The sequence below is a fragment of the Flagellimonas aequoris genome (assembly GCF_003584165.1).
In the GTDB taxonomy this organism is placed as follows: domain Bacteria; phylum Bacteroidota; class Bacteroidia; order Flavobacteriales; family Flavobacteriaceae; genus Flagellimonas; species Flagellimonas aequoris.
In genome coordinates this window covers 487,258-501,960 of sequence record NZ_QXFJ01000023.1, presented here as the reverse complement: position 1 = coordinate 501,960, position 14,703 = coordinate 487,258, and the positions used below count along the sequence as shown (strand labels likewise).

Annotated in this window: 15 protein-coding genes; all 15 read right to left on the bottom strand. The window is 44.4% G+C overall.

Annotated elements, in window-relative coordinates; genetic code table 11:
* Positions 1-25: 25 nt before the first annotated feature.
* Positions 26-1,096 carry an efflux RND transporter periplasmic adaptor subunit gene (locus tag D2U88_RS10960; protein ID WP_119640610.1) on the bottom strand — a complete coding sequence of 357 codons (1,071 nt, stop codon included), beginning with the start codon at positions 1,094-1,096 and terminating at the stop codon, positions 26-28.
* 49 nt (positions 1,097-1,145) lie between these two features.
* A complete protein-coding gene (locus D2U88_RS10955; RefSeq protein ID WP_119640609.1) occupies positions 1,146-1,631 on the bottom strand; it encodes a GbsR/MarR family transcriptional regulator in 486 nt (161 codons plus the stop codon).
* A 94-nt stretch (positions 1,632-1,725) separates the two neighbouring features.
* Positions 1,726-2,124 (bottom strand): hypothetical protein, encoded by a 399-nt coding sequence (locus D2U88_RS10950; RefSeq protein ID WP_119640608.1) that lies wholly within the window; start codon positions 2,122-2,124, stop codon positions 1,726-1,728.
* 9 nt (positions 2,125-2,133) lie between these two features.
* Positions 2,134-3,150 carry a phenylalanine--tRNA ligase subunit alpha gene (gene pheS, locus D2U88_RS10945; protein WP_119640607.1) on the bottom strand — a complete coding sequence of 339 codons (1,017 nt, stop codon included), beginning with the start codon at positions 3,148-3,150 and terminating at the stop codon, positions 2,134-2,136.
* Complete coding sequence (locus tag D2U88_RS10940) at positions 3,143-3,835, bottom strand: hypothetical protein (RefSeq protein WP_119640606.1); 693 nt, start codon at positions 3,833-3,835, stop codon at positions 3,143-3,145. Before D2U88_RS10940 ends, pheS begins: the two co-directional genes overlap by 8 nt.
* A gap of 131 nt (positions 3,836-3,966) precedes the next feature.
* On the bottom strand, positions 3,967-4,593 hold the full coding sequence (locus D2U88_RS10935; protein ID WP_119640605.1) for a carbonic anhydrase family protein: 627 nt from the start codon (positions 4,591-4,593) through the stop codon (positions 3,967-3,969).
* Positions 4,590-6,182 carry a SulP family inorganic anion transporter gene (locus D2U88_RS10930; protein ID WP_119640604.1) on the bottom strand — a complete coding sequence of 531 codons (1,593 nt, stop codon included), beginning with the start codon at positions 6,180-6,182 and terminating at the stop codon, positions 4,590-4,592. The genes D2U88_RS10935 and D2U88_RS10930 overlap by 4 nt, the downstream gene beginning before the upstream one ends.
* Positions 6,183-6,258: 76 nt before the next feature.
* Positions 6,259-6,537 carry a hypothetical protein gene (locus D2U88_RS10925; protein ID WP_147378579.1) on the bottom strand — a complete coding sequence of 93 codons (279 nt, stop codon included), beginning with the start codon at positions 6,535-6,537 and terminating at the stop codon, positions 6,259-6,261.
* 90 nt (positions 6,538-6,627) lie between these two features.
* Positions 6,628-7,386 carry a tetratricopeptide repeat protein gene (locus tag D2U88_RS10920; RefSeq protein WP_313782081.1) on the bottom strand — a complete coding sequence of 253 codons (759 nt, stop codon included), beginning with the start codon at positions 7,384-7,386 and terminating at the stop codon, positions 6,628-6,630.
* Positions 7,387-7,388: 2 nt separating this feature from the next.
* On the bottom strand, positions 7,389-9,173 hold the full coding sequence (locus tag D2U88_RS10915; RefSeq protein ID WP_119640601.1) for a BatD family protein: 1,785 nt from the start codon (positions 9,171-9,173) through the stop codon (positions 7,389-7,391).
* A complete protein-coding gene (locus D2U88_RS10910) occupies positions 9,173-10,069 on the bottom strand; it encodes a tetratricopeptide repeat protein (RefSeq protein WP_119640600.1) in 897 nt (298 codons plus the stop codon). The genes D2U88_RS10915 and D2U88_RS10910 overlap by 1 nt, the downstream gene beginning before the upstream one ends.
* On the bottom strand, positions 10,062-11,108 hold the full coding sequence (locus tag D2U88_RS10905) for a VWA domain-containing protein (protein WP_119640599.1): 1,047 nt from the start codon (positions 11,106-11,108) through the stop codon (positions 10,062-10,064). Before D2U88_RS10905 ends, D2U88_RS10910 begins: the two co-directional genes overlap by 8 nt.
* 3 nt (positions 11,109-11,111) lie before the next feature.
* Positions 11,112-12,110, bottom strand: a complete 999-nt coding sequence (locus D2U88_RS10900; RefSeq protein WP_119640598.1) for a vWA domain-containing protein — start codon at positions 12,108-12,110, stop codon at positions 11,112-11,114.
* Positions 12,111-13,772: a BatD family protein gene (locus D2U88_RS10895; RefSeq protein WP_235855776.1), complete on the bottom strand. Its 1,662-nt coding sequence runs from the start codon at positions 13,770-13,772 to the stop codon at positions 12,111-12,113. It abuts the gene before it with no gap.
* On the bottom strand, positions 13,772-14,638 hold the full coding sequence (locus tag D2U88_RS10890; RefSeq protein WP_119640597.1) for a DUF58 domain-containing protein: 867 nt from the start codon (positions 14,636-14,638) through the stop codon (positions 13,772-13,774). Before D2U88_RS10890 ends, D2U88_RS10895 begins: the two co-directional genes overlap by 1 nt.
* Positions 14,639-14,703 lie beyond the last annotated feature (65 nt).

The following is a 14,703-nucleotide window of genomic DNA, read 5'->3' as shown; positions in this document are numbered from 1 at the left end:
TGTTCTTGTGAGATTGTTGGATTATTTATTTAACAGGGTTGATGGTCTGTCCATCCCTTAGTTTGGAAACCCCTTCGGTAACAAGGGAGGTGCCTTCCTCAAAACCTTCGGATACGATAAACTGGGTGTCCGTTTGGGCCACAATGGAAAGTGGCTTTGTGGTCACGGTGTTGTCATCGTTCAATATAAAAACCATTTTGGTACCTTGTCGGTCCACAGTGGCAAATTGGGGAATTACCCAAACGCCTTCAAAATTGGAAGGAACCTTGATGGTGCCGGTGCTCCCGGAACTCAATAATAAGTCAGGATTGTCAAAATCGGCCCTTAGGGTGACGCTTCCTGTGGTTGAATTGATAAGATTGTTGACCATGGCAATTTTCCCTTTGTGGGGGTAAGTTTCGCCATTGATCATGACCAGTTCCACTTCTGGGGAGGCATCCGCGGAAATTCCCGTGCCGGTGGAGGCCATTTGCTTTTTCATTTCCAAAAGTTCTTTTTCGTTCATGGAGAAATAGGCGCGCACATTGCTGATATCGGAAACCATGGTCAAGGGTTCTCCCATGTTACTGCTGACCAAGGCACCTACTTTGTAGGGAAGCTCCCCGATATATCCGCTGACAGGACTGATAATGTTGGAATATCCAATATTGGCCGAAATACTGTTATAATTGCTCTTGGCCTGTTCCAACTGGGCTTTTGCCGTTTCCAATTGCACATTGCTGATGATGCCCTTTTCTACCAAGGGAACCAATTTGTTTACCTCTACCTGGGCCACATTCACGGCTGCTTGGGCTGCTTTGGCATCTTGGGATAGGGTCTGCGTCTCCAGCTTAAACAATAACTGTCCCTTTTTTACCTTTTGGCCCTCTTCCACATAGATGTTTTGGACAAATCCGGAGACTTTGGGCCAAATCTCAACATTCTGTTGCCCTTGCATGGTGGTGGAATAGGTGTTATATATGGTGATGTCCTCCTTTTTCAAGGGGGTCACTTTTAACGAGGGTGCCGAGGCAGCGGCCTGCTGTTGGGTTTTGCCGCCACAGGACATGAGTACTGCGATACTTGCTAATACTAATATTGACTTGATTGTTTTCATGTACGGTCTAACGTTGTTAGGGTTATTGTTGGGTTTTATCGTTGGGTGTTCAATTTTCTTTTTGTTCTATGATCTCAAATTTGGCAATGGACTCTTTCAGGAGTTTTTCATTGCTGGTCATATAATCCAGATATACACCTGTTCTTTCCTTGCCTTCTTCAAACTTTTTTGGACAATGTTTTTTATGATAGTCCATGACCAAGGTGATAACCGATTTTTCAGCCTCCAAACGTTTCAGGAATTCCTGCAGCTTGGTAAGGAAAAAAGTCTTCTTTTTGGCCAAGGTGAAATAACGCCTTCGATCTCCTGGCTTTGTGAAATAAGTAATGATGCCCATTTTGAGCAATAGGTTCAAGGAAGTGGAAGTGGAACTTTTACTGGCCCCTCTTTTTTCCAAGCAATCCTCAAAGGTAAGCCCATCTTCATCGGACAAGACCATAATGGCATAAATACGTGCCGCCAAAGGAGGTAAGTTCTGTTGCTCTTCCAAATGGAGCCCTAAGGTCTCGATGATTTCTTCCTTCGATTTTTCCATAAAAGGATTTTTGAAGGAACAAAATTAATGTTGGTTCGGAACAAACAAAACCAAACGAACTTAAATATTTGTTAAATAAATTCCATGTTCAAAATCAGTACTCGGAAAGAATACCTTCTTGATCCATAATTGGGATGTTGGTAAGCTTTTCTTCAGTTATGGTATGCTTGGGGAATAGAAATCTTTTTTCGAACAATTTGTTTTCGGCAAAAAAGGTAACAAAGAACTCATTGTTAAGTGCCAACACATCTTCCTGGATCAATTCAACCTTTCTAAAAGTTTTCGGTTCAAGATAACCAATTCCATGCCGCATTGTGGAGGTTTTTATATCCCCATCAAAGCCTTTGGAAACTACAATGGCCATTTCAATGGCGTCATTTCTGTTATTGATCAGGTAAGCGTTCCAATCTTTGGATAGAAACTCATCGTTCCACTCACGAATGATCACTATGTGGACATCCTTAGCAACGGGAATTTCAATATCCTTTTTCATAAAGTTGGTCTACAAGGCACTTTTAAACTGCTCCAAAAAGCGAACATCATTCTCGCTGAGCAGGCGGATATCCGAAATTTGGTGCAAGAGCAAGGCAATTCGGTCAATACCCATTCCGAAGGCAAAACCGGAATACACTTCGGGGTCGATACCACAATTTTTGAGCACGTTGGGATCCACCATGCCGCAGCCCATAATCTCCAACCAACCGGTTCCCTTGGTCATACGGTAATCGGTTTCGGTCTCAAGGCCCCAATACACATCAACTTCGGCACTGGGTTCCGTAAATGGAAAATAGGATGGGCGCAATCGGATTTTCGACTTACCGAACATTTCCGAGGTGAAGTATTGTAAAGTCTGCTTCAAATCGGCAAAGGATACGTTTTTATCCACATATAAGCCTTCTACTTGATGGAAAAAGCAGTGTGAACGTGCCGAAATGGCCTCATTGCGGTATACCCTTCCCGGAGAAATGGTCCGGATGGGCGGTTTATGGCTCTCCATATACCTTACCTGCACGGATGAGGTATGGGTTCGCAACAGGATATCTGGATCGGTTTGGATGAAAAAAGTATCCTGCATGTCCCTTGCCGGGTGGTATTCGGGAAGGTTCAATGCGGTAAAGTTATGCCAGTCGTCCTCTATTTCGGGTCCTTCGGAAACATTGAACCCAATCCTTGAAAAAATATCGATGATTCGGTTCTTGACGATGGAGATTGGATGCCTTGCCCCAATTTCCATGGGTTCGCCAGGACGGGTAAGGTCTCCATATTTTCCTTCTTCAACTTGACTTTCCAAGGCTTCCTTAAGGACATTCACCTTGTCCGTGGCAGAATTCTTCAACTCATTGATGACCTGGCCAAATTCCTTCTTTTGGTCGTTCGGTACGTTCTTGAACTCCGCAAAGAAGCTATTCAACAGACCTTTCTTCCCCAAATATTTGATTCGGAAAGCTTCTATTTCTTCTTTCGAGGTTGAAGCGAACTTTTCTACTTCAGCGAGGTGTTCCTTTATGGTCTCAATCATGTTCGATGGCACTATTGGCCGACAAATTTAGCAAATTGTCCTTGAATATATAGGCCATTAGGAAATGTACCGCAATTCCACCGAAAAAATGCCACAACCAATGTGTTCCCATTGGGAACAAGGTTTGCGATTTGTCCAGGATCCTGAACGTGAGGGCAACCCCAAAAATTCCAAAGGCAAGGATGACCAAGTATAGATTCCTGCCCCGGGTCCTTACTAAGTACCACACAATGGGCACCAAGATGGTCCCCGCGCTGATGACATAGCCCAAGGAAATCCGAAGGCCCGGGGGAATGGGAAGTATCCTCAATAGGTAGGAGGCACCCAAAACCAAAGCGATGAGCAAGATTCGTTTCCACCAAGTGCCGACCAGTTTAAAAATAAAATAGACCACCAGTGCCACACATAGGAACAAAATGGGCATCCAATCCAACCGCAACCAAAATTCATGGCTCCGTGTGGCGTGGTAAACGGTGCCGCCCACATAACTGATGGCAATTATGGGTATCATCCAAGCCAAAAACAAGTGCTGCTTTGGATTTTTGTAGACCTTGATTCCCCAGTAAATGATGAGGGCCAAGAAAACCAGGTTGCTGAAGGTATTGAAAGGTTCTACAGGAAAGCGACCATCCATGGTTTCCAAATAAATGGGGCCGGAGTCATTGGGAAATTTTAGTGCAAGCATGGTCTTGGGCAATTCTTTTGAAAAGATAAAATAAGGGATTGGTCAGATAGGGTGCAAATTATTTGAGTAGAAAAGACTCTAAACAAAAAGGCCGGTGAACTTGTTCACCGGCCTTTTTAAGATCTTCAATTTTATAAAAAGGTGACCTTACCATCAGAAAGGTCGTACATGGCACCTACAATGGCGATTTCCCCTTTTTGTTCCATTTCTTTCAGGATTACGCTTTGGTTCCTAATATTTTCCAAGGCCATTTCCACGTTCTTGATTGCCACAGCATCCACAAACTCTGAATTTTCGGAATTCCTTAATTCCTCATCTTTAGGTTCTTTGGTGGCATATACGGCCGGTTCAATCTTGTTTATCAGTGAAGTTAGGTTACCCAACCGGGCATGGTCGCATGCTCCTTTTACGGCCCCGCAACTCGTATGTCCGAGTACGACCACCAATTTGGTACCTGCCAGTTTGCACGCAAATTCCATACTTCCTAGAATATCCTGGTTTATAAAATTGCCAGCTATCCGAATACTAAAAATGTCTCCCAAACCTTGGTCAAAGACCAATTCGGCCGATACCCTAGAATCGATACAGCTTAGGATAGTGGCAAATGGGAATTGCCCATCCTTGGTTTCGTTCACTTGCTGTAAAAGGTTTCTATTGGCCTTAAGATTATTTTGAAAACGCTCATTGCCTTCTTTCAAAAACTGAAGGGCTTTTTCTGGAGTCATGGTCGACTGCGTTTCTTTGGTATGTGCTTTCATTTGCTGTTGTTATGCTGGTTTTTTGGTTTCTTAAAAAATTGAATGTAATCCTCTGGATTGTCCTCTATGCCTCTTTCTGAAATCAATTTAATGTGAATATTCCTGTTTTTTGCCTTACTTCCGAAATCTTGTAATATTTCAATGATGTCGTTGTCCAAATATTTGGTGTTGGCAACATCCAATTCAAGATATGAATTTTCCGGAATACGATCTAATTCTTTTAGGATTGCCCCTTTATTGAAGAAAGTCACCTCCTCGGCCAAGGTCATTTTAATGCGATGCCCATCATTTCCCTTTTCCTGAATGTGAAGAAAGTGGGAGTTTTGGTAGCTCTTGATCAAAATTACAATGATGCCCACACCCAAACCAAGGGTAATGCCCACCAAAAGATCCGCAAATACGATTCCGACAACGGTCACGATAAAAGGAATAAATTGTTTCCATCCTGCCTTGAACATGGTCTTGAACAAACTGGGCTTGGCCAGTTTATAACCAACAATGAACAGGATGGCAGCCAACACCGAAAGGGGAATCATATTAAGTAGTCTTGGAATGATCAATACAGAGGCAAGAAGCAAAAAACCATGCAGAATGGCGGAAAGTTTGGTTCTCCCTCCAGATTGGATGTTGGCCGAACTACGCACAATTACCTGGGTTATGGGCAATCCACCAATGAGACCGGAAAGACTGTTTCCAATTCCTTGCGCCAGTAGTTCACGATTGGCTGGGGTTACTCTTTTTAAAGGGTCAAGTTTGTCCGTGGCTTCCACGCACAAAAGTGTTTCCAAACTGGCCACCAAAGCCATGGTAAAGGCCGTGATCCAAATTTCGGTATTGGTTATGGCTGAAAAATTGGGAAAACTGAACAATCCAATAAAAGATTCAAAACCTTCAGGAACAGGTACTTTTACCAAATGTTCATCTGCAATCCCCCAAATAGCCTCACCTTTGGTGAAGGCATAATAAAGTATGCCCAATACCACGGCAACCAATGGACCTTGGACTAATTCGAAAATCTTTGCTTTTTTGCTCAGCACTTGATTCCAAAGGATTAAAATGGCCAAGGCAATGATAGCTATAAGGGAAGCGCCAGGGCTTATGGAATTAATAGTATTGACAATTTCACTGAAGGTATTTTCACCATCCACTTGAAAAAAGGCCCAGTCTCCTTCGGGATCGGCATCGTACCCAAAAAAATGGGGAATCTGTTTTAAGATAATGATAATACCGATGCCAGTGAGCATTCCTTTGATGACAGAGGAGGGAAAGTAATAGGCAATGACCCCAGCCCTTAGAACACCAAACAGTATTTGGATTAGGCCGGCGATGACCACAGCGACCAAAAAGTTTTGATAACCACCCAAGGTCCCGATAGCAGTGAGCACGATGGCGGCCAAACCGGCAGCCGGACCACTTACCCCAATCTGTGAACCACTAAGGGCACCCACCACGATTCCTCCTATGATTCCGGCAATGAGCCCGGAAAACAGGGGTGCCCCGCTCGCCAATGCGATGCCCAAACAAAGTGGAAGGGCCACAAAGAACACCACGATACTGGCTGGCAAGTCGTTTTTAATATACTTGAACATGAATAAATAAGTTAGGTTCTCCTAGGGACATTGCCCATAGGAGAAGGTTAGAAATTGATTTAAATGAGGAAGGGTCTTAAATCAATACCTTGGGAGGGGGGTCAAGGATTTCCATGGAAAACTCCATGGTCGGAAAAATATACCTTGAGGAGCTAATATCCTGTTGTTGTGGAACTTGGTAAAAAGACAGTTCATAAAAACTTTTGATGTACAGATCTAATTCATCAAAATTCTTTTCAGCTTCTTCTTTTTTGCTGCTTTTTTCCTCTTCTGCAGAACCAAAAATCATGGTCTTCCCCAATTCCTTGTCCAAAAAGGGTACAATGGGAGATACCAACAGGCAACCTATCAGCATCAGGGATAAAATTGGAAAAACCAATGTTTTTAGCACAGGACCATTTTTTGGTAAAAATAACGAAATAAGGGTATGACGGAGCTTTTTTGGCTAAAAGTCCTTGATTTTCTTAATATCATTGCTCAAAAGCCACCCGGTTTGCCCATCGGCAATCCATATTTTTTCCCACCCATCCAGCTCTTCAAGGACATTTACCTTGGTGCCTTCATGAAGGGTAAAGACAGCCTCACTGTTTTTATTGGGCTCTGAAGAAACCTTTACTTCCTTGCTGAACACAATGGCGGGATCATCTTTTTTCTCCTGTTGCTGCTGAAGATATGCCATCAACACACAGAGCACACCAAGCGTTATGGAAAATATACTTGCTATAAAGGAAATCCGTTTTTTGTTGGCACTTCTAAGGAAAAAGTAGGTGAGGTAGAGGATAACGAACAGCATGACCAAAACTACGGCAAGATAGGCCCATCCATTATAGGTAAAAAGGCCCACCACCCCATTATAGATTTTAGAAATCTCCGTTTTGGGCATTTCCTCAATGGCGTCCAATCGCATATTTTGGGCATAGGCCAAGTTGTTGAGGATCTCACTATCGTTAGGGGCCAATAAAAGGGCTTTCTCATAATAATAAATACTCGGGCCTATATTGTTCAGTTTGTAATAACAATTCCCCATATTAAAGTAGAGGGATGCGGAATGTTCGCCATTTTCCAAGATGGCGTTATAGTTTTCAATGGCCTTGGAATATTGACCGTTGTTATAATATTCCGTGGCTTGTGAGAACAAGGTCTCATTTTGAGCGAACCCTGTGGACAAATAGAAAAGGGACATCCATATGAATAACGTCTTCATGCTCATAATTGCTTGTCCAATTTAGAGATTACTTCACTTGCTTTGTCATAATCGTTCTGCATCTGCACTTGTGTGTAGGGGCTGTAACGGGCCATTTCACAACTGGTGAGCAGACCAATAAACCCTTGGATATCTTCTTGGTCCACTTGCTTTCCTTTCAAAATGCCAGTAATCTTTTCTTTACTGAATTCAGTGGTTTCGATGTTCAACTTGGCTTTCAGATAGTTGTGCAGACCTTTTTCAAGCGCTACGTAAAAGGCTTCTTTGTTGCCAAGGTCTCTTTTTGCTGCAGAGAGGTATTTTTTGGCCAATCTGTTGGCCTGTTTGATTTTGTTCCCAATCACATCACTGGCAATGGCCTCCCTTTTCTTTGAAGTAAAAATGGCAATGGGAATCAACAAAAATGGCACCAACAGTAGAATAAAAAAGCTTCTGGATCCAAAGAAATCATGGCTTCCAATGGCACTCAAATTTGGATTTATCTTGATAAAATGGAACTGCTTGCCCGTTGGAACCACCAGTTGCTTGTTAGTTGTTGAACCGGTAGCAAGATTGTCCGCAGAACTTACAGGACCTTCCATCACCTCAATATTGATTTCATCGGAATGCAAGGTCACATACTTGCCTGTTGCGGGGTTGAAATAACTGAACGGAATACTGGGAATGGGATATTTACCCCTAAACGAGGGTACTATGGTGTAGTTGTCAACCACTTTACCTTCCATTCCTGTGCTATATGTATTGATGTCCTCCTCGTGTTCTGGGTCGTAAACTTCCAACGAACTGGGTAGTTCTGGTTTGGGCAACTGGAACAATTTTAAGTTTCCTTTACCTGAAATCTCAACCTTGGCCTGAAGCGATTCCGAGGCATTCAATTGGTCCTTGCTGGTGGTCACACTGAATTCAAAATCACCTACGGCACCGCTAAAATCAGCAGGCTTTCCAGCTTCGGGTAGAGATTTTACGTTAATGGTCCTATTCCCGGCCGATACCGTTTTACTGGTCTGGGTATAGATTCTTCCACCAAAGAAATCCCTTCGATTGGTAGGGACATCCACAAAAATTTCCAAGGAAAGTGGCTCGATCTCCAATTGACCTGACTTTTGTGGATATAGTACCACGCGTTTCAGCACCACATAGCGAAATGGCTTCCCTTCATAAGTGCCATTTTGCGCGGTGTGTTTGGTAACAGGTATATCTTGGCTCCAAAAATTGTTATAGGTGGGATTGTCCAACGGGCGATAGTTGGTCACGCTGATATCCGGACTAACGTAAAGCTTGTAGACCACGGTCACGGCTTCGTTCAAATAGGGGTTGTCCTTTGAAACCTCCGCCACCAAGTGAAGGCTTTCGTCGGCCACATCATCCACTGTCTTTTCACCATTGGGCCTATCCACCGCCGCGGTGACCTCCACAGTTTTTGGGGTTGTTTTATAGGTTTCGCCTGCAATTTCTATTGTAGCTTGTTGAATCGTAAAATTTCCCCTCGCAGTAGGTAAAAGGATGTAAGTGTAGGTTTTGGAAAAAGTGCGTTTACCATTAATCCATGAAGAACTTATGGATTGTGAAGGGCCCATGACCACCTTAAAATTTTCGAAGGCAGGCGGAGTGAAATTATCCCCGTCCTTGTTCATGGTAAAATCGACACGGAGGCGTTCATTTATCCCGAGCTTCTCCTTGCTGAGGTTCATGGTAAAGGTAATTTCGTCATTCTGGGCATGGACCATGGAACCCGATAGGAACACCATCGCCAAGAAAAGTAATATGTTGCCCCTTAGCATCTTCATTACCAGTCTTTTTCGTTTTTAACCTTCTGTCCACGTACCTTTCTAGCCTCCATCTTTTCCTGCACCTTTTTCTCTTCGTTCTGCATAGCTTCTAGCAGGTTTTGTATCTGTTGCTTGGACAGTTGATTGGGTCTAGGCTGCTGTTTTTGGTCTTGGGGCTGATCTCCTTCGTTGGGTTTTTTCTCCTGCTCTTTCTTTTGGTCACCGTCTCCCTTTTGGTTTTCCTCAGGTTTATCCTCCCCATTTTCTCCTTGATCTCCCTTGTCCTTGTTCTCGTCCTCGTTCTGTTTGCCCTCGTCCTGCTTGTCGTTGTCGCCGCCTTCGTTTTTTTGGTCCTGCTTGTCTTGGTTTTTATCTTTTTGATCCTGCTTGTCCTGGTTGTCCTTGTTTTGATCTTGATCGTTCTTTTGCTCGTCCTGTTGTTTTTCCAACATTTTCTTGGCAAGGGCCAGATTGTAACGGGTTTCCTCGTCGTCGGGATTGTTCCGCAACGCTTCCTTGTAGGCCTCCACGGCTTTTTCGTATTCCTTGTTCTTCATGAACACATTGCCCATGTTGTGGAAAGCTTTATGTTTTTCGGCTTTGTCCTCCGCGGCGTCCCCTGCTTGTTTGTATCGGCCAAAAGCTTCACCATAACTTTCCCTGTTATAGTATGCATTTCCCAAATTAAAGGGCGCAGCTGCGTTTTTGTCACTTTTGGAAATGGCCCTTCTGTATTCGGATTCAGCGCCCACAAAATCGTTGGCGGTAAGTTCCTGGTTGGCCTCGTATGTGAGATTTGTGGAAGCCCTCAGGGCCTTTTCGGCTTCTTTTTGTGCCTTTTCGGCAGCGTCATCCTGTGCTTGGACCCATCCAAAACAAAGCAATAGTCCAAACACCAATCTTATCTTAGTCATCATCATGCTCATTAAAAAGATTTAGTTTTTTCAACCATTGGGTTTTTCTGTCCAGAACGAAGATGTCCAAAAATAGAAATAAAAATCCAGCAGCAAGGAACCATTGGAATTGATCCTTGTATTCCGCGAACTGCTTGGCCTCAAACTCGGTCTTGTCCATCCTGTTCAGTTGTTCCTTGATGTATTCCACTGCGTCATCCGTATTGGAACCATCAATATATTCGCCGTTGCCCCTTTCGGCAATATCGGTAAGAATGGCCTCGTTCAATTTGGTAATGACCACTTCTCCTTGATTGTCTTTTTTCAGGCTTTCCACAATACCATTTCTTTTGATGGGAATGGGCGCGCCTTTCGCCTTTCCCACCCCAATGGTAAAGATCCGGATGCCATTTTGGGTAGCATTTTCAACCGCGGCCGTGGTAGAACTTTCCGAATGGTCCTCTCCATCGGAAACGATAAAAAGCACCCTGTTGGTCTGTTGGGAATCATCGTAATAGGTGCTGGCCAAATCAATGGCGGCGTCAATGGCGGTCCCTTGGGAGGAAAGCATATCGGTGTTCATGCTCTGTAAGAACATTTTGGCCGCCCCATAGTCCGTGGTGATCGGAAGTTGTGGATATGCTTGCCCGGCATAGGCAATGATACCGATACGGTCACTTGCCAGTTGGTTGATGATTTCGGAAACAATTCGTTTTGCTTTTTCCAATCGGTTGGGGGCAATGTCCTCGGCCAACATGCTTTTGGACACATCGATTGCGAAAACAATATCGACCCCCTCTCGTTTTACTGTCTCCAATTTGGTTCCTATCTTGGGGTTTACAAGTCCAAGGATCAAGAACGAAAGGCCCGCCAAGAGGAAAGCCAATTTAACCGCTGATTTGAAACTGGAACGATTAGGTGCCAAACGCCTGAGCAATTTGGACTTGGCGAATCGTTTTTGGGTCCTTTTTTTCCAGATTTGAAGAAAAAAGAAGGCCAGAACCATTACCGGGATAATGGCCAAAAGGTAGAAATATATTTTTTCGTCGAACTGAATCATTCCTTAAATAAAACTTTTAAATATGGAATTGCGCAATCCCCATTCCAACAATAGAAAAATGCCTGCCAAAAATATCAAGGGGCGGAATTTTTCCTCGTACTTGTAATATTTGAATTCCTCTATTTCCGTTTTTTCCAATTTATTGATCTCGTCATAGATTTCTTCCAAGGATTCGTTGTCCGTTGCCCGGAAATATTTACCGCCGGTAACATTCGCAATTTCCTTGAGTAGATCCTCGTCGATTTGCACCTCTCTCATGCCATATCGGTACGAACCATCGCTGTTATAGGCGATGGGCGACAGTGCGTTTCCGTTGGTACCCAACCCAATGGTATAGGTTTTGATCCCGAATTCCACGGCAAGATCGGCTGCGGTCTTGGGTTCAATGAAACCGGAGTTGTTCACCCCATCGGTCAATAGGATGATGACCTTACTCACTGCCTTGCTTTCCTTCAATCGGTTTACTGCTGTGGCCAATCCCATGCCAATGGCCGTACCATCTTCCAGTTCACCATAGGTGATATCGTTGAGGGCGTTCAAAACGATTGTCTTGTCGCTGGTAATCGGGGTCTTGGTATAGCTTTCCCCGGCATAGCCCACAATACCGATACGATCGTTGGGACGTTCCTTAATAAAGTTGGCAGCAACTTCCTTCAAGGCGGAAAGCCTATTGGGTTTCAGGTCGCGGGCCAACATACTGGATGAAACGTCGATGGCCATCACAATATCAATACCCTTGGTGGTCTTGGTACGGGTGGAAATGTCCTCGGTCTGTGGCCGTGCAAGTGCCGTTACAATGGCAGCCAGTGCCAACAAACGCATAATGAAAAGAACCGGCTTGGCCTTGGATGCCCAATTGCTCACGGTAAATCCCTTGATGCTAGAAATGCGAAGGGATGCCATTTCATTTTTCCGCTTGAAAAAATACCATAGCAAAGCCAGTGGCAGCAACAAAAGCAGCCAAAAGAACTCAGGATTTGCAAATTCTATATTTTCAAACATCTATGCCTGTGTTTTTACGTCTAAACTGTTCAATATTCGATTCACGATCTGTTCCGCATACTCATCCCCATCTTCCCAAGTGATTACCACTTGTTGCATAAAGCCTTTGCCACCAAACGATAGAATATTGTACTTGGCCTTTTTGCCCGCCTGTTGTGCAGGGGCCTCAAAAGTTCCTGTACCGTAGGTCTTAATACCCGTTACACCGGATTGGGTGGTAAATTCCTCCTGTTTGGTGACGATGTTCTTCAGACCCAATTTTTCAAAATTGGACAGGATGGTACTAACGGCAGCATCAAAATTGGGTTCCGATTGCTCTTTGTAGGTAACGGAACTGGTACTCACCGAAAAGATGCCCACATAACTTCCGTATGAAAAAGCCTGAAGCTGTTTGATGAGTTCCTCGGCCTCTTTGGGGAGTTGAACCTCCTGGCGGACCAAAACATCCGGTGTCTCCAATTGAATAGGTGGGAACCCGTACGAACTGGAAACCCATTCCCCTTCCAAAAGGTCTTTTGTGGGGTAACCAAAAACAGTGTCTTTTACTTGTTTGAATCCAAAATAGGCCACAGAGAAGGCACCTCCCAAAAAGATGATTCCTGCAAATATGGCGGCCGCCCAGTAAATCCGCTTGCGTTGTTTTTTCTTGGCGAGTTCAGCCAAATATTCCTCATTGAGCAGGAGGTCTTCTTCCGTGGGTTCTGGAAGCGCCTCGTGGGTCTTCACCACGATTTCCTCCACCAATTTCCGATCCTGTTCGGCAACGGATGTGGCGGGTTTGGACTTGGCAAACTTCACCAGATCCGCCGTCTGTAATATTTTTTGGAACTGATCAATGGTATTATCCTCCAACTTGAGTTCGCCCGAGTCCTTCAGCATCTCCAACTTGGCAATAAGTTCCGAGGTGGTACTTTCCATGGCGGTCAGGTGCACATCTTCCTCTAGATACATCCGAACGATATTGGTCAGTTCCGAGTAATATTGTTTATACTCGTCCTGGATGAGGTATTTGGAATTTTCCAATTTTTTGAGTTCCAAAAGCGCCCGATCATAAGGGGGCAGCAAAGCCACTTTTTCCTCTTCGGTCAGTGGTTTTTTTCTGATGAAGAACCAATAGACCAATCCGCCGACCACGATCAGTCCCAATAGGATCCATAGTGCCGTTAGCCACATATCGGCCGTACTACGTTCCACTTGGATCAGTGGTTTGATGTCGTACATCTTCTGTTTGGTGGTATCCACGGCAACATCGGCCACCTTAACGCGGAAGGAATCCGTAAAGATTTGGCGTTCGTTGATGGTGATGATCTGTGGTGGAATGGTATAGGCGCCACTATCAAACTGGGTGAGGGCATAGATCCGTTGCAGGGTTACCCGATCTTTGTTTCTTATGGTATCTGCCATGATGGCATCCACTGTCTCCAAAGGAGAAAAGGTCTGCCCTTCGGGAAAATTCACCACTGCGGTGGAATCAGTATCCACGGTAATGGTATAATGGATCTGTTCCCCAATCTTGATGGCAAGGGTGTCCACCTTTGCTTCAACTTTGGGTTCAGTTTGGGAATGACCCATCAAAGGCAGCAGTAAAAGAACACCAAAAAGGGCCGTCGTGAAGACGTCTAGGATCTTTTGCTTTCTGCTATGTAAAAATTCACTCTGCATTATGCCCTTCGTTTAAAGTAACCCAACAGTTTTCGTACGTAACTTTCGTCGGTACGGCAATTGATCACCCCGCAACCTGACTTGGTGAACGAATCGGTGTAATATGCTACTTTGTCTTTATAGTATTGTCCGTAAGCGTATCGAACGCGTTTGGATTGGGTGTTCACCAATTGGTATTCCCCGGTTTCCGCATCTTGCATCTGTACCATGCCCAAATTGGGGATGGACTCCTCCCTTTCATCGAACACCCGTATGCCCGTTACATCGTGTTTATTGCCCACGATCCGAAGTGTGTTCTGGTAATCATCGGCTATAAAATCGGATAGCACGAATACGATGGCTTTTTTCTTCATCACATTGGTCAGGAACTTAAGTGCCTCCGCAATGTTCGTCTTGCTGCTTTTTGGGGTGAATTCCAACAGCTCCCTAATGATACGGAGCACATGGCTTTTTCCTTTTTTCGGAGGGATGAAAAGTTCCACTTCATCAGAAAAGAGGATCAATCCCACTTTATCATTGTTCTGCAAGGCGGAGAAAGCAAGCGTGGCTGAAATCTCCGTTATGATTTCTTTTTTGAACTGGTTGGACGTTCCGAAAAGTTCGGATCCACTGACATCGACCATCAGCATCATGGTCAATTCACGTTCCTCCTCAAAAACCTTCACAAAAGGTTCGTTGTAACGGGCGGTCACATTCCAATCGATACTCCTGACGTCGTCCCCGAACTGGTACTGCCTCACCTCACTGAAGGTCATACCCCTACCTTTGAACGTAGAATGGTACTCCCCACCAAAAATATGGTCGGACAGACGCCGGGTCTTTATTTCAATCTTACGTACTTTTTTTAGTAGTTCCTTTGTATCCATCTGGTTCAAGAAATAGGTTTTCGGGTTGGCTTAAAGTATGGCTACTTACACCGAGAAACATTGAA